Origin of the sequence: Oceanirhabdus seepicola (assembly GCF_023684385.1) — a bacterium.
Classification (GTDB): Bacteria; Bacillota; Clostridia; order Clostridiales; family Clostridiaceae; genus Oceanirhabdus; species Oceanirhabdus seepicola.
In genome coordinates this window covers 601,688-619,297 of sequence record NZ_JAGSOJ010000001.1, presented here as the reverse complement: position 1 = coordinate 619,297, position 17,610 = coordinate 601,688, and the positions used below count along the sequence as shown (strand labels likewise).

Genomic DNA, 17,610 nt, shown 5'->3' with positions numbered 1-17,610 from the left:
TAGAATCATTTATAAGTGGAGGTTTGTATGGTTGATATTATTAAAAAGCACAAAGTAGTTGTTATTGTTGTGCTTATAGATTTGCTGTTAACTTGGTTACTAGTATACTCAGGGATTGTACTTCCATATGTTAGTCCTAGCATTGAACAATATAGATTATCAGGTACTAGTTTTCCAAGGGATTATGCTCAAAAATTATTTTGGTTAATTATTCATGCTCCTACATCAATATTAATTGATGGAAAGCTTGGAGGTATAACAAATTCTAATATTTTTGCCTTTTTATCCGTTTTACAGACTGGGTTAATAGCATATTATTTAGAGAAAATAATATTACTCCCCAAAAAGAGCAAAACTAAAAATGATTGATTTTATAGATATATTATTTAAATTAATTAACTATACTTAATTTGGTTATATATAACTAATTTATATTATTAGAAAAGAGAGAGAGGTAGCCTAGACCTGTCTCTCTTTATTTATTATTTAATAATGAAAGTATTTCCTCGGACTTTTTCAAAGCATAAAAAGCATTTTCGAAATCATTAATTTCAGAATACACTGTGCTTAAGCTTTTATATGCAAAGGATAAATTTGATGAATAAGAAAATTTAATCATTTTATCAATTGCATATTGTATACTTTCTATAGCTTTTTCGCTCTTACCAAGAGCATGGAGTATTAGGCCCTCATGAACTTTGGCTTCCCACATATAAAGATAGTCAGGTTTAATAAAAACTTCAGATGAGTAAGCTGCTTTGACTATGTTTTCTAAGGCTAGATCGTACTTTTTAAGGGTATAATAAGCCTTTGCTAGTTCAAGATAAATAAGGGAAACATCTTCACTGGTATATTCTAAAAACATATTTATATGTTCTAATGCTTTATTAGGATTTCCTAAGCTGTTAGCATAGACGGCTAAAGTGTGTTCTATCCTTGAGAGAGTTGATTTATCTTCTGAAAAATCAGCAAATTCCTTAGCTTTCTTTATATTATATTGGAATTTATCATTATCTTTTAAAACCCAATAGACTGCTGAAATAACTCTATATATTTCTCCTAATTTATAATATGAATTCTTTTCGTTTGAAAGATTCATGGCTTTTTCTAAAGAAGAAAGTGCTTCTTTGTAATTATCTAATGAAGTATATATATAGGACTGAAAGTGTAAAAGGTCAATTTCAAAAAAAATATCTTTATTTATAGATTTATGATATATATTCCAAGTTTCTTCTAGTATTTTTAAGGACTTATCATAATCAAATGTTTTAAAATATATTATGTTAAGTTCGTTATAAGTTTTAGCTGCTTTTATAAAAAGATGATTATCTATGTATACTTTTGATGCAGTTCGTAAAGTTTTTTCACCTTCTTCAAATTCGCCTAATTCAATTAAACAAGTACCTAATTTTGAAATAACATCTGCATAAATAATAGTAGTTTTATTAAAATTATAACTCTTTAATATTGGTTTAAGTTCTTCTAAGGCTTTTTTAAATTGTTTATTTTCAATTAAATTATTAATATTTCTCATTTCAGTGTTTAGTTCTTCAATTGGAATTTCTGTTATGATTTCTTTTTTTTCTTTAAAATCCTCTTCTAAAAAATAGGATATAGATTTTTCTAAGCGTTTTGCAATATATTGAAGATTCTTCATTGAAGGTGAAGCTTGATTGTTTTCAATATGACTAAGCATACTTTTGGTCATTTCATTTCCAGCAAGGTCACTTTGAGTCATTTTTAATTCTTTTCTTAGTTTCTTTATCTTTTGACCAAGTGTTTCAGTCATTTTAATCCCCTCCTAGCTATATTCTATATATAAATTATAGTATAAAAATATTCAACTTGCAACGAGGTAAACTATATTAAAAGAAAATAAGTTTAATAATATTCAACTCGTGTATTGACTTATATGAATAATATGGTAAAATAAAACTATAAGTTGAATGAAATTAAACAAAAATATATCATGGGGGTATTTGTAATGGGAGAAGCAATATTAAATAATCAATCTGCATTAAATCAAATGACGTTAAGAAAAGAAAAGTTGAATTTAATTCTATTTTTAGAAGGGAGATTAATTTCTTTATTAGGAACAAATCTTTATACGTTTGTTTTAGCCCTATATATTTTGAAAACGACAGGGTCGGGTTTATCATTTGCATTTAGTATTTTGGCTGGGATGGTACCTAGAGTTATACTTGGACCCTTTGCAGGAGTCTTAGCAGATAAGTTAGATAGAAAGAAAATTGTTGTATTATTAGACTTTTTAAGCGGTGGAGTAGTATTTGGATTGCTACTAATGTCCTACTTATTCGGGTTGCAAATTATTTATATTTACGTTGTAACAGTACTTCTTTCAATAATAAGTACATTTTTCGATACTACTATTTCAGCATCAATACCAAATTTAGTAACTGAAAAGAGACTAAATAAAATTAATTCTTACTCAAGTGCAATATCATCACTTACAGGGATTATTGCACCAGTAATAGGTGGGATATTATTTGGATTAATCTCTATTAATTTGTTTCTTTTATTAAACGCCATATCTTTTGTGATTTCTGCTATTTCTGAAATGTTCATTGATTTTAAACTTGTTAAAGTTGAAAATGAAGAGAATAAAGGGGCTATTGACACCAAAAGAAAGGTGGATTTTAAGTCTAAATTGAGCATAATAATTCAAGATATAAAAGAAGTATTTGGATTTATAAAAAATAATGAAGTTCTATATATCCTTGTAAAATTTGCTTTTTTGATTAATTTTGTAATGCCTTCCTTAGCAGTGAACTTACCTTTTATTATTAACAATGTTTTAAATATGTCTACAGTGCAGTTTGGAATTATAGAGACTTCTATTTCAGTAGGACTTCTACTTGCTTCCATAATTATAGGAACACTACCAGAGAAAGATAGTAAATTGAAAAGTTTTTCTTTAGGCTTATTTATGATGGGAATTTGCTCAGTGCTTATTGGGATTCCTACTATACCAATTTTAAGATTTATTAATAATAATATTTTTTTCATCTTCTATATAGTAATACAATGTATTTTTGGAGTATGTATGATAACTGTCAATGTTCCTATAATGGTATCAATTCAAAAATTTACACCTGATAATATTCGTGGAAGAGTTATGGGAATAGTTTTTGCATTAAGTAGTGGAATAGCACCATTAGGAATAATATTTTCTGGACTTGTTATTGATATTATTCCTTCATACATTATACCTATTTTATCCGGAATAGTTATAATCATTTGTTCAATCCTTATAAGAACAAACAAAGCGATGAAAGGATTTTAAATTGAAATTACTAAGACAGAAAACAGAGTGAAAATAATATATTATAACTTTGTCAATAGACAAAATATGCACCAATCAGATGCATATTTTGTTTTTTTCTTCATTTTATTAAAATGAATATTAGTTTAGAGCATCTAAAATTTTGAAATATGAATTTTTTTTGAAAATTGTGATATGATATGTTGGACTGAGTTTCCTATTAATCGTAATTATGGTAGAATGTTATTGAGTACAAATAGTTTACATATATAAACAATAAAATACATTTTCTTTTAATATACTTTAATATTTTGTTATAATTTAGATTTTGCAAGAGAAATTATATTTCATAGAGGTGAAAGGAATAATGGCTATAACTAAGTTTAGGAAAAAAAGAAATGAAGAAAACAAGATAGTATCAGAAAAAAAAGACTTCCAAGAATTTGAAAATCAAAATAATAGATTAAGAAAATTAATTAATAAACAGAAGAGTCAAAGCATAATGACGGAAAGGATATTAAAGGAAGCGGAAGACGCAATAGAAAGTACAGAAATACTTTTAAAATCAGTAGAAGAAATTAACGTGCAAATGGATAAACATAGCGAAAATATTGATAAAACTATCAATGTTTCATCAGAGGTAGGAGCATTCTCAGAAGAAGTATGTGCTAGTGTTGAAGAATCTATGGCAGTTGTTGAAGAGTCATTAAATAAAGCAGAAGAAGGAAAGCGATCCTTAGATGAAATAATGGAAAGCTTTCTTAATATTAAGCAAACAGTTGAGAATATGAGCGGTGCAATGAATAAACTTTCGGAAAAATCTAATGAAATTAAAGGGATTGTTGATATTATTAAACAAATATCAAAAACTACTCATTTATTATCATTAAATGCTAATATTGAAGCTGCAAGAGCAGGGGAAGCAGGAAGAGGTTTTACTATTGTAGCTCAAGAAGTTAAAAAGTTGGCAAATAGTAGCTCTGAATCTGCAGATAATATAAACACCATAATAGATGAAATGGCATACGTAACTAATGAAACATTGGATATTGTTGAACAGGGAGTTGAAACTGTAGAAGAAAGCACTTTAGCTGTTGAAAAGTCAGGAATAGCTTTTGGTGATATAGTGACTTCAATCGAAAAGGCAAAAAATATTTCTAATCAGATAAATCAAGTTATGAGTGAACAGGCAGATAAAAATCAATATATGATGACAGTTATTGATGATATGGTTAAGGTTTCTGATAGGGTTAAAGTATTTAATGAAAATATTTCAATAAATGCGGACAAGCAGAATGCTGTACTTAATATTCTTGAGTCAGCAATAAAAAATCTTAATGAAATGTCTGAACAAAAAATTAGTGAAGCATCCAATGAAAAAAATAGATGTAGAATAGCTATTGCTAAACCAAGTACATTTGATCCTGCTATGATTACTGAGGCTGAATCAACAAAGATTAGCTCAGCAATACATTCGGGATTGGCTAAATTTGGTATAGGTACAGATGTTGTTGGATCAATTGCAAGAACATGGCATGTTGAAGAAGATAATTTAACATGGAACTTTAATTTAAGAAGAGATATGAAATTTCATAATGGTAGAAATATAACTGCTGATGATGTTAAGTTCTCTTTTGAAAGGCTTTTAAGCAAAGAACTCAATTCTCCAAATCGATGGTTTCTGGAGATGATAGATGGTTCTGATGAGTATTTTGAAGGTAAAGCATCCTCAGTTTTAGGGATTAGAGTTGAGGGAAAATATAATATAAAAATTAAATTGAAATATGCTTATAATACTTTTATAAATAATTTAGCTCATTGTAGTTGTTCTATTATACCTAAGGAAGATACAAGTTCGAAGGATGTTGGACTTATTGGAGCAGGAGCATTTAAGTCTGTTTCAAAAACCGAAGATGGATTGATTTTAGAAAAATTTGAAGAGTATTCACTAGGACAAGCTTTAATTGATAGAATAGAAATCTATTTTAAAGTAGAGAAGAGTTTAGATAAATTTGTTGCAGGAGAATTGGATTACATAGGCGTAGATAAAAATAATATTGAAAAGTTAAAGAATGAAGGCTATAAAATAGAAAAAGTAGAATGTGTTGGCGGTAGATTTTTAGCAATGAATTTTAATAATTCAAATTCTATTGTTCATAATAAAAAAGTGAGACAAGCTATAAATTATTGTGTAGATAGGGAGAGAATTGTAAAAGAGGTATTTGGGGAAATGGAAATTGTTTCACGAGGAGCCTTTCCGAATAGTTTGACAAATTATAGAACAAAAGCATATGAAAAAAATTTAAAAAAGGCAAAAGACCTTATGAGTGTAAGTGGAATAAATTCTGGAACATTAACTATGTCAGTAACGCCAGGTACTGGTAATCAAGAAAGGATTAGTGCAATTTTAAAAGAGAATTTAAAAGAAATTGGTATTCAAGTGAAGACTTGCGAAGTTAATGGTAATTATTTTCAAAAAAGTGCGTCTAACAGTTCTTGTGATGTATTTCTTTATGGCTGGATTGGAGATTCAGGAACATCAGATAACTTTATTCAACCATTAATAGATAAAAATAGTGCCATGAATTTTGGAAATTATCATAATCAAGAAATTGTTGAAATGCTTGAGAATGCTAGAAAAACTAAAAATCCTTATAAATATAATGAAATCATGAATGATATTGAAAGTAAGATTATTGATGATTCGCCATGGATATTCCTATCAACAATATGTACTTCGTATGCATGTAAGAATAATATTAAAGGATTAAAGGTTCACCCATTAAATATCATTAAATTTGATGATATTTGGATAGAAGAATAATGATTTAAACAGAATAAATTTTGATTAATAAGGTTATTTTAAATTTTTTATAGCTCTTATTATAAAACTAATTCAATTATTTAACATAATTGAATAGAAAAGTTGATGGTACAAGCAATAGCTTGTACCATCAACTTTTTTGTGCAACCAAAACCACAGTTAAACAAGTGGGTAGAAAAAGATTTTAACTATGAATAGAAATATTAGAGGTGAAGGGAATAATATAAAAATACACAACTTTAGAGTATATGAAATTTTTAAACATGTCTTTTGAAATTATAGGGTTAAATTCCATCAATAGTATAATATTAATCAAAATTATGGTAAAATATTCTTAACAAAGATATTTTTACATATAAAAACAATAAATGCTATTATCTTTTAATATATTTTAAATTTTGTTTTAATCTAGATGATAAAACCAAAATTATATTTCATGGGGGTTAAAGAAATAATGGCTATAATTAATTTTAGAAAGAAAGAAAATAAAGAAATATCAGAAAAAGTTGGCTTGCGGGAATTTGAAAATCATAATAATAGATTAAGAAAATTAATTAATAAACAGAAGAGTCAAAGCATAATGACAGAAAGAATATTAAAGGAAGCAGAAGATGCAATAGCAAGTACAGAAGTGCTTTTAAAATCTGTACAAGAAATTAATATGCAGATGGAAAAACATAGCGAAAATATCGATAAAACTATTAATGTTTCTTCAGAGGTTGGGACATTCTCAGAAGTAGTATGTGCTAGTGTTGAAGAATCAATGGGGGTTGTTGAAGAGTCATTAAATAAAGCTGAAGAAGGAAAGAGATCATTAGATGCAATAATGGAAAGTTTTCTTAATATTAAACATACAGTTGAAAATATGAGTAGTGCAATGAATAAACTTTCAGAAAAATCTAATGAAATCAAAGGGATTGTTGATATTATAAAACAAATATCAAAAACTACTCATTTATTATCATTAAATGCTAATATTGAAGCTGCAAGAGCTGGTGAAGCTGGGAGAGGTTTTACTATTGTAGCTCAAGAAGTTAAAAAGCTGGCTAATAGTAGTTCTGAATCTGCTGATAATATCAATAGTATAATAGATGAAATGGCAAAGGTTACTAATGAAACACTGAATATTGTTGAAAATGGGGTTCAAACAGTAGAAGAAAGTGCTTTAGCTGTTGAAAAATCAGGAATAGCTTTTGGTGATATTATGACTTCTATTGAAAAGACAAAAAATATATCTAATCAGATAAATCAAGTTATGAATGAACAAGCTGATAAAAATCAGTATATGATGACAGTTGTTGATGATATGGTTAAAGTTTCTGATATGGTTAAAGTGTTTAATGAAAATATTTCAATTAATGCAGACAAGCAGAAAGCTGTTCTTAATATTCTTGAGTCAGCAATAAAAAATCTTAGTGAAATGTCAGAAAATAGTATTGGTGACTCATCCAATGAAAAAAGTAAATTTAGAATAGCGTTAGATAAACCAAGTACTTTTGATCCTGCTATGATTACAGATGATGCAGAAGCAAAAATTAGTGCACCTATACATATAGGATTAACTCAATTTGGCATAGGGACGGAAGTTGTTGGGGCAATTGCTAGAACTTGGCACATTGAAGAAGATAATCTGACGTGGAACTTCAAATTAAGAAAAAATATGAAATTCCATAATGGTAAGAATATAACTGCTGATGATGTTAAGTTTTCTTTTGAAAGAGTTCTCAGTAAAAAACTTAATTCCCCGAATAGGTGGTTTTTGGAAATGATAGAGGGTGCTGATGAATATTTTAAAGGCAAAGCAGCTAGTGTTTCTGGAATAAAAGTAGAAGGTAAATATAATATAAAGATTAAATTGAAATATGCTTACAATATGTTTATAAATAATTTAGCTAATTGTAGTTGTTCTATTATACCTAAGGAGGATGGAAATTCTAAGAAGGTTGGATGTGTAGGAGCTGGAGCATTTAAGTTTGTATCAATGACTGAAGATGGATTAATATTAGAAAAATTTGAAGAATATTCATTAGGACAAGCTTTGATTGATAGAATAGAAATTTATTTTGAAGAAGAGAAGATTTTAGAAAAATTTATTGATGGAAAATTTGATTACATCGAGGTAAACAAAAATAATGTTGAAAAATTAGAGAATCAAGGTTATAAAACACAAAAAGTAGAATGTGTGGGTGCTAGATTTTTAGCTTTCAATTTTAAAAATTCAAATCCTGTTGTTCAAAATAAAGTAGTGAGGCAAGCTATAAATTATTGTGTAGATAGGGAAAGAATTATAAAAGAGGCATTTGGGGGGATGGAACTTATTTCAAGAGGGGCTTTCCCAAATAGTTTGACCAATTATAGAACGAAAGCATATGAAAAAAAAATAAAAAAGGCAAAAGATCTTATGAAAGCAAGTGGAATAAATTGTGGAACATTAACTATGTATATATCATCGGGTGATAAGAAGCATGAAAAGATTAGTGAAATTTTAAAAGAGAATTTAAAAGAAATTGGTATTAAAGTGAAAACTTGTGAAGTAAAAGGTGATTATTTTGATAAAAGTTTTTCTAATAGTAATTGTGATTTATTTCTTTATGGATGGATTGGGGATTCGGGAACTTCGGACAACTTCATTCAGCCTTTAATAGATAAAGGTAGTGTTATGAATTATGGCAAATATCATAATCAACAAATTCTTGAAATGCTAGAAGAAGCTAGAAAAACAAAAAATCCTTATAAATATAATGAATTAATGAATGATATAGAAAGTAGGATAATTGATGATGCACCATGGATTTTTTTATCAACAATATGTTCTTCTTATGCTATTAAGAAGAATATTAAAGGGTTAAAGGTTCACCCTCTAGAGATTGTGGAATTTAATGATATTTGGATAGAAGAATAATGGTTTTAAAATGATGTTTAAAAGATTGAGAGTAAACAAAATGTAGATGGTGCAAGTGAGCGTTTGTACCATCTACATTTTTACGACTTTTTTTGTGATCTTTTTTTTATAATTTAAATGAAAATATTAATAATATATGAAAAACTCATAAATCTGTTTACTAAAATCTTTATTTAAATTATAATTTTTAATGACAAGATAAATTTAAGATAGATTTCCATTATTTAATATAATGAAATATTGTAAAGGGGGTTTTAAATGTGAGTACAATGCTTCTTGTTGATTCCTGTAGTGATCTTCCACTGGATTTTATTGAAAACAATCTTAATATCATTGATACTATTGGTATGACTGTAAATATTGATGGTAAAGATTATTATGATGACTTTGGTAAAACTCTAAGTCACAAAGAATTCTATGGGTATCTAAGACAAGGAATTATGCCAAAAACTGCACAGATTAACTCATATAATTTTTTAGAAAAGTTCAAAAAACATTGCGAAAAAGGAAATTCGTTAATCTACTTAGGGTTCACTTCTGGGTTAAGTGGGACATTTAATAGTGCTATGATTGCAAAAGATATGGTTTTAGAAGAATATCCTGATGCGGATATAACTGTTATTGATACAAAATGCGCATCTGTTGGTGAGGGAGTTTTGGTTATTCATGTTGTTGAAATGATTAGAAAGGGTTATTCTAAAGAAGAAATTATAAAGTGGATACAAGAGAATAAGATGAAATCGAATCACTGGTTTGCTGTAAATGATTTGAATTTTTTGAAAAAAGGTGGCCGTATATCAGCTGCTAAAGCTGCTGTGGGAACAATGCTAAGTGTAAAACCTATACTTACAGTTGATGATCAGGGTGAGCTAAAACAGTATGCAACTGTAAGGGGTAGAAAGAAATCTATGAAGTTTCTTTATGATAAGTTAACAGAACATATGACAAATCCGGAAGAAACTATTGTTGTTATTGGTCATGGTGATTGTTTAAATGACGCAGTGAAAATCGAAAAATATATTCATAAGCATTTAAAATTGAAAAAAGTAGTTGTAACAGAACTATGTTCAACGATAGCTTCTCATGTTGGACCTGATATGATATCTCTTGCTTTTATTGGAGATGCTAGAGAAAATAAATAACCGTTATTATATTTCTTATATTACTCATAAACTATTTCTAGTATTTTCATTTTTGTTTTAAAATAGATTTTACAAACTAAAATATTATTTACAAAAACCGTGCTGAATGAAATTCAGTGCGGTTTTTGTAATGATAGCATTATTTACTTATCTAAAAAATTAGTATATAATGGTTTTATGTAAAAAAATGACTAATTGTGGTAGAGGTATTGAAGGGGGAAAAAGGGAGTGTACTTAAAATCACTAAATGAACTTAAAAGCTACATAGAGAAATTGCAAATTAAATCACAAGAGCAGTTAATGATATTAATAGGAGAAAAATCAGTAAAGTATTTATATATATTGAGTGACTATCTAAATAGTAAAGATGTTAAATTTTTTGGGGGTATATATCCAAGACTTTTAGTGGAAAATCAATGTATTAGCGAAGGTTTTATTGTGCAAAAGTATGAACCAATGTATGTTTCTATGATAATTCCGTATATGATGAGGTTTAAACTAGAGTTATGTGAGAATGAAGATTATACTGCTATTGTTTTAGCGGATGGATTATCTAGCAAAATAAAACATTTAACAGATACTGTATATAATAAAATAGGGAATAAAGTGACATATATAGGTGGGGGAGCAGGATATTACGATTTACAACATAGACCTTGTTTATTTGATAATAAGGGAGTGTATAAAGATGCTCTTTTCATTTGTATTATTAAGTCAAGTGTCAAGTTAGCTGTAGAGCATGGATGGAATGTATTAGATGGCCCGTTTACGGTTACAGAGTCACAAGACAATATTCTATTCAAAGTAGATAATTATAATGCATTTGATGTTTATAGAGATGTAATACAAGAAGAAGAAGGGGTGAGGCTTTACAAAGAAGATTTTTTTGTATATGCCAAAGACTATCCTTTTGGATTTGTGGAAAAAAATGAAGATGATATTATTGTAAGAGATCCAATAGCATTAAATGAAGAAAGAGAAATAGTTTGTGTAGCAAATATACCTGAAGGTAGCGAGTTATATGTTTTGCATGGTAATAAAGAGTCGCTGTTAAATTCTTCTATTGAGATAGTTAAATACTGTTTGGGAAATGTATCAAGTGAGTATGTTCCTCTATTATTTGATTGTATATCAAGAGCAATGTTTCTAGAAGAGTCTTTTGAGCAGGAACTTGTAAATATACAGAACAAGCTAGAGTATCCAGTGGAAGGAGCTTTATCTATTGGAGAATTTGCTTCAAAGAAAAATGGTGGGTTAATAATTCACAATAAATCTACGATTTTAGGATTATTAGAGAAAAACTAGTATCTTAGGTATAAAGTAATATATAAGAATAAGACCTCATTTCATGAATTTATGGAATGAGTTTTTTTATGTGCCTAAGGTATTTTGTTTAATTAATTAAGGAGCTTGAAGAAGATAATGAATAAATAAATTTAGATAAAAGAAAAATAATAAGTAAGAGAAGGAAAACATAAGATGTTGAGTTCTACAAAGGAGGTTTAGCATGACAGAAGTATTATATTTTAAGATAACATTATTGATTATATTATTGGTTTTATCAGGCATGTTCTCTGGTTCTGAAACATCTATAATGGGAATGAGTATAGCTAAAATTAAACAGATGGAAGAAGTGGATGAAAAAGGGGCAAAAACCTTAAAAAGACTAAAGAAAAAATTGAGCAGTTTGCTTATCACTATTCTTATAGGAAACAACATTGTTAATATTGCAGCCACTGCATTATTAACTGAATTAACTGTGGAGTATTTTACAGGGGCAAATGCCGCTGTAATTGTAACGGTGATAATGACAATATTGATTTTGATTTTTGGAGAAATCACACCAAAAACTTATGCATCACATAATCCAGAAAAAGTAGCAGTTAAGTTAGGTGGATTTCTGGAATTATTAGATTTTTTATTTAAACCAATATCCATAGTTCTAAAATTAATTACAAATTTTTTTATTAAAACTCTTGGTGGTGATATAAATCATATAAGCACCTTTGTAACAGAAGAAGAAATACGGTCATTAGTAGACGTTGGAGAAGAAGAAGGAATTGTTAATGCTCAAGAAAGAGAAATGATTGACGGAGTTTTTGAAATAGATGAGATGAATGTAAGTGAAATAATGGTACCTAGAATAGATGTTGTTGCTGTAGAAGAAAGTAGCACTTTATATGATTTCTTAGAAATAATAAGAGATTATGGTCATTCAAGAATTCCGGTGTATAAAGAGAGTATTGACAATATAATTGGTATAATACATGCAAAAGATTTATTGATTTTAGATATAATAAACATGAATGAAGACGAAGCAGTAGATATATCAACTTTAATGAGACCGGCTTTTTATGTGCCGGAAAACAAAAAAATCAGTGATCTTTTAGTAGAATTTAAGCAGAAGAAGACTCATATGGCTATTATTCTAGATGAATATGGCGGTACGGAAGGGATTGTTACCATAGAAGATGTAATTGAAGAAATTGTAGGTGATATATTTGATGAGTATGATGATGAGGTTAAGTTAATTGAAAAAATTAATGATAAGCATTATATTGTTAAAGGAGATATTGACTTAGAAGAAATTGAAGAATTGTTCAATGTGGAATTTCCAGAGCAAGAGAGTTATGGATCGTTGGGAGGATATATATTTAATACCTTAGGAAGGGTTCCTGAGGAAGGGGATAAAGTTGAATATAGAGGGCTAGTAATGACTGTTAAAAAGCTAGTCAATAGAAGAATAATACAAATAGAAATTGAAGTTACTTAAGAGAAAAGCCATTGTTTCATTAATTAGAAAGCAATGGCTCTATGGTAGTTTCCTATGAGTATTATACTGTGTTCAATCTCATGATATAGGATTTGTTTATAAACATCATTTTAATTTCTTATCCTAAGTATATTTTTATTCGGTACATACTTCTCTTTTATCACCTTTAGTTTCAGTGCTTTTAACTAATATAAAAGTGATAATAAAAACAAAAGTAGAAGGTAGAACCCATCCAAATCCTAGCTGATTTAGTGGAATAATATTTAAAGCGTCTTTAAGTTTAGATATTGAAGCAATATCGGCTAAAGTGTTAAGTACGCCAATAGTAAGTGCTGTATATGTTGTATATGCCATGACTTTTCTACCGATTTTATCATATACAAATGATGTTAGTAAGAGTACTATTACTAACGGATATAATATTCCTAAAATTGGAGCTGCGAAGCTTACTATGCTATCTAGACCCATGCTTGCTATTAAGATACTTATAGCGGTAATGACATATGCTGCAGTTTTATAAGTTAGCTTCTCGAATTTATTTGAGAAATATTCACATACAGTTGCGGATATTCCGATTGATGTTGTTAAGCAAGCTAAGCTAACGGCAATACCTAAAGCAACCATTCCGAATGTACCTAAGGTGTTCTTTGCAACAGTGATAACTAAGAAACTTCTAGAAACGCCTTCGTGTACAGCTGATGTTTGAGCTCCTAGATAAGTTAAGCCACCATAAATCATAGCTAGACCTGTAACTGAAATAAGTCCGGCTTTAAGTGATAGATTAATAATCTCATTTTTTGTTTTATATCCTTTTGCTTTAATTGAAGCAACAACGATACTAGCCAATATAACTGATCCTAAAACATCCATTGTTTGATAGCCTTCTAAAAGTGCTGATGGGAAAACTGAATCAATTTTACTAGGTGCTATTTCACCAAAAGGAGATACAATACCTTTAATAATTATTGAAGATAACATAACTAAAAGTGTTGGAGTTAAAACTGTTCCTATAATGTCTATTATAGAAGATGGTTTTAAAATAAAGAACAGATTAATAATAAAATAAATTACTATAATCAATAATGGATTAATATCTCCAAATAAAGGTTGTACACCTAATTCATATGTAGTGGCAGCAGTTCTAGGTATAACCAGTAATGGACCTAAAACAATCATCAATGCCATAGTTACAACTAAAGAAAACTTACTTCCTATTTTATCTGTAATATTCGAGAACTGTCCATCATAATTAGCACAAGCTAAAATACCTAACAATGGAAGTCCTACTCCTGTTAAAATAAATCCAATCATAGCTATTAAATAACTTGAACCAGTCATATTTCCTAAAGAAGGAGGAAATATTAGGTTTCCAGCACCAAAGAACATAGCGAATAATGCAAAACCAATAATAATAGTATCTTTAAATTTCTTTTTCATAACAACCCCTCCTACAATAAATAAATTTTTAACAATGTGCAATAAATATTTCATATTTATAATAACATGACAGATATTTTTTATCAATTATCAATTTTAAGAATTTAATAGTATTACAGAAAGATTAAAATTTTTGAATAACTATGTATTAAAAAACATCATTTTTTAGAAAATTTAGCAACTTGAAATATAAAAAATTGGTAGTGAAGCTAGAAAAGGCTTGTTATGAATTTAACAAACTTACTTATGAAAAGTCTATTTGCAAGATTATGGAGGTAATCTTTTAATAATCTGAAAAAAAAAAAAACTATTTTTTTGTTTTTAAAACTATTTTATGATGCATTCTAATCCATTTATATATAATTAAGAGAGTAAGGTAGATATGGTAATTAAGAGGTTTAATAAATTAATAGAATATTACACATGATATATACAAGTTAATAGTTCAATTATGAAAGGAATATAAACATGAAATCAAAAAAGTCACTTGTGTGTAATAAATGTAATGGAAACCATTTTGTAATGAAACGGGAAGCTACTTATCTATATACTTATAAGGTAGACACTCCGATCACACAAAAATGGAGTGAGAGCAAAGAAAACCTACCATTTTTATTTGATAATCGAGAAAAAGTAGGGGACAAAGATTACTTAGAATGTGAGGAATGTGGAGCAAAATATCCTTGTGATTTAGATAATGGTGATGTAAATATACAGTTCACTATTGAACAAAAAGCTATAAGGTCTGAACATATTGAAAATCCAAAGTTTCTTGGATGAGAAATAAAAAATCCTATAATAAGCTAAGACTTAGCTTATTATAGGATTTTTTACTTGTATTAATATACAAAAATAAGGTATAATAGATCTATATGCACATATGGTTAAATGTATGTATAAATCTACAATAGTATTGTATCATATAAATTCAAGGATGTCAACAACGTTTTGGAGGGGATTTGATTATATGGAGTATGAAAAAATATTAATTGAGGAAAAAGATTATTTAAAAGGGATTATTGATGTTTTAAAAGGGGAATTAAAGTCAGGTGAACAACTACTTAATGAACGAACTAAGAAGGTTATTCAAGCTAGAAAGGAGATGTGGGAGAATGTAGTTCATATTTATGAAGATACAGATAGACTTTCAGATTTTGGTAGTTATCTAGAAGATATCGATGGTAGTAATTCAGATTACAATGTTATATTTAAGAAGATTCAAAAATATAATAGGATGATTAACAAACCATACTTCGGTAGATTTGATTTTAAAGAACAAGGAGAAGAGGAAATTGAGAAGATTTATATTGGTATAGCTAACTTAATGGATGAGGAAACTTATGATGTTTTAGTGTATGATTGGAGAGCGCCAATAGCTAGTGTTTTCTATCAGTATGAACTTGGTGAGTGTGCATATAACTCTCCTAAAGGTCTAATTGAAGGGGATATGACTTTAAAGAGACAATACAAGATTAAGGACTCAGAGCTAGATTATTTCTTTGATAGTAGCTTAAAAATAAATGATGAAATATTACAAGAAGTGTTGAGTAAAAATTCATCAATTAAAATGAAACAAATCATTGAGACAATACAGAAAGATCAAGATAGGATTATAAGAGATATTGAAAATGAATTACTTATTGTACAGGGTACTGCAGGAAGTGGGAAAACATCGATAGCTATGCATAGAATTGCTTATCTTCTTTATCAGGGATATCATACAAAATTAAACACACAGAATATTATCATAGTATCTCCAAACACTGTGTTCTCAAAATATATATCTGATATACTTCCGGGACTTGGAGAGGAGAATGTTGAGCAGATTGTATTTGAAGACTATGCAATAGATATGATGAAAGAAAATGATTGTTATGTGGAGAGTAGAGTACAACAGATGGAATTTCTCTTGAACGAAAGAGAAAAAAATTTAATTAAATTAAGAAAGAAAGCTATTGAATTCAAAGGATCAAAGAGTTTCATAAAGATTCTTGAAAGACTTATTAAATGTTACGAGAGAAACATCAAAGAGTTCAATGATATTTATTGTGATAATAAAATGATATTTACTAAGGAATATTTAAAGAGTCAGTTCTTGAACAATAAAATCAATATGCCTATGAGCAAAAGACTTAAGAGAATGGAGCGGCGGATCTTTAGGGAATTACATCCTATTAGGAGAAGAAGAGTTGAGAAGGCTGAAAAGATAGTTGCTGAAATTCCAGATCATATATTTGTTGTGAAACAATATAGTAGATTAATATCCTTGAAAAGATCAAAAGCAAATAATGATATGATAAGAAAGATGATGAGTGTTAGTTTTATTGATGTTTATAAAGAACTTTTTCTTAATAAGAGGATATTTAAGACACTAGCAAAGAATATTGAACTCCCAGATGAGATAGAAGAGATAATTGAATTTAGTAAGAACCAGATAGAAAAGGGAAATTTCTTATATGAAGATTGTGCACCTTTGATCTATTTGAAATTAAAGGTTGATGGTAATGATGAATTTAAAGAGATAAAGCATGTTGTGGTTGACGAGGCTCAAGATTACTCTCCACTTCAATATGAAGTGTTCAAAACTTTATTTGGAAACGCTGGATATACTGTTCTAGGAGATATAAATCAATCTATGGACAAAAAGGTTGAGATGAGTTTATATGATGAAGTAAAAAATATTATGAATAAAAAGAATATGGCTCAGTTAAGGATGAATAAGAGTTATAGATCTTCATTTGAAATTATAGCTTTGTCTAAGAAAATTCTGCAGAAGTCATATGGAATTGTATCGTTTGAGAGATACGAGGGGAAGCCTATGATAAAGCAATGTATTGATTTTAAAGATATGGATTATGATGTTATTAGTGAACTTCAAAAACTTTATAGACAGGGATTTACTTCAGGAGCTGTACTATGTAAAACTAAAGATGAATGTAAAAAATTATATGAAAGGATTAAAGACTCTGTGGAGGTTGAAATAATTGCAGAGGATGAAAAGGAATATATGGGTGGCTTTGTTATAATGCCTGTTTACATGAGTAAGGGGCTAGAGTTCGATGGAGTTGTTATATATGATGCTGGAGATGAAAATTATAACAATGAACTTCATAGAAGGTTACTATATGTTGCAGTTACTCGTGCTCTTCATAGATTGGCAGTGTTGTTTAGAGGAGAACTTAATAGATTTATGCAATGAAATAATGTGGTATAATCTATAAGTGAAAGAATTACATGGAAGGAGCGTTT

Annotated in this window: 11 protein-coding genes; 9 read left to right on the top strand and 2 right to left on the bottom strand. The window is 28.5% G+C overall.

The genetic code is table 11. The annotated features are described in order from the left end of the window. Positions 1-27: 27 nt before the first annotated feature. Positions 28-369 (top strand): hypothetical protein, encoded by a 342-nt coding sequence (locus tag KDK92_RS02730; RefSeq protein WP_250857512.1) that lies wholly within the window; start codon positions 28-30, stop codon positions 367-369. Between the two features lie 106 nt (positions 370-475). Here KDK92_RS02730 and KDK92_RS02725 read toward each other — a convergent pair whose 3' ends face one another. Continuing rightward, on the bottom strand, positions 476-1,789 hold the full coding sequence (locus KDK92_RS02725; RefSeq protein ID WP_250857511.1) for a helix-turn-helix domain-containing protein: 1,314 nt from the start codon (positions 1,787-1,789) through the stop codon (positions 476-478). 195 nt (positions 1,790-1,984) lie between these two features. Between KDK92_RS02725 and KDK92_RS02720 the strand changes: the two genes are divergently transcribed. From KDK92_RS02720 to KDK92_RS02695, 6 genes are all read left to right on the top strand, one after another. Continuing rightward, positions 1,985-3,304 carry an MFS transporter gene (locus KDK92_RS02720; RefSeq protein WP_250857510.1) on the top strand — a complete coding sequence of 440 codons (1,320 nt, stop codon included), beginning with the start codon at positions 1,985-1,987 and terminating at the stop codon, positions 3,302-3,304. A 346-nt stretch (positions 3,305-3,650) separates the two neighbouring features. Next, entirely contained in the window at positions 3,651-6,107 is a 2,457-nt protein-coding gene (locus tag KDK92_RS02715; protein WP_250857509.1) for an ABC transporter substrate-binding protein, read from the top strand. A 454-nt stretch (positions 6,108-6,561) separates the two neighbouring features. Then, positions 6,562-9,009 (top strand): ABC transporter substrate-binding protein, encoded by a 2,448-nt coding sequence (locus tag KDK92_RS02710; protein WP_250857508.1) that lies wholly within the window; start codon positions 6,562-6,564, stop codon positions 9,007-9,009. A 269-nt stretch (positions 9,010-9,278) separates the two neighbouring features. Continuing rightward, entirely contained in the window at positions 9,279-10,151 is an 873-nt protein-coding gene (locus KDK92_RS02705; protein ID WP_250858612.1) for a DegV family protein, read from the top strand. Positions 10,152-10,379: 228 nt separating this feature from the next. Next, positions 10,380-11,456, top strand: coding sequence for an FIST signal transduction protein (locus KDK92_RS02700; protein ID WP_250857507.1), 1,077 nt, complete (start codon positions 10,380-10,382; stop codon positions 11,454-11,456). Positions 11,457-11,658: 202 nt separating this feature from the next. Then, a complete protein-coding gene (locus KDK92_RS02695; protein WP_250857506.1) occupies positions 11,659-12,924 on the top strand; it encodes a hemolysin family protein in 1,266 nt (421 codons plus the stop codon). Positions 12,925-13,059: 135 nt separating this feature from the next. Here KDK92_RS02695 and brnQ read toward each other — a convergent pair whose 3' ends face one another. Beyond that, the gene (gene brnQ, locus KDK92_RS02690; protein WP_250857505.1) at positions 13,060-14,361 is read right to left on the bottom strand and encodes a branched-chain amino acid transport system II carrier protein; all 1,302 of its coding nucleotides are present in this window, start codon (positions 14,359-14,361) and stop codon (positions 13,060-13,062) included. 468 nt (positions 14,362-14,829) lie between these two features. Between brnQ and KDK92_RS02685 the strand changes: the two genes are divergently transcribed. Together KDK92_RS02685 and KDK92_RS02680 are read left to right on the top strand one after the other, a co-directional pair. Continuing rightward, positions 14,830-15,141 (top strand): hypothetical protein, encoded by a 312-nt coding sequence (locus tag KDK92_RS02685; RefSeq protein ID WP_250857504.1) that lies wholly within the window; start codon positions 14,830-14,832, stop codon positions 15,139-15,141. A gap of 187 nt (positions 15,142-15,328) precedes the next feature. After that, positions 15,329-17,560: a HelD family protein gene (locus tag KDK92_RS02680; protein WP_250857503.1), complete on the top strand. Its 2,232-nt coding sequence runs from the start codon at positions 15,329-15,331 to the stop codon at positions 17,558-17,560. Positions 17,561-17,610: the final 50 nt, after the last annotated feature.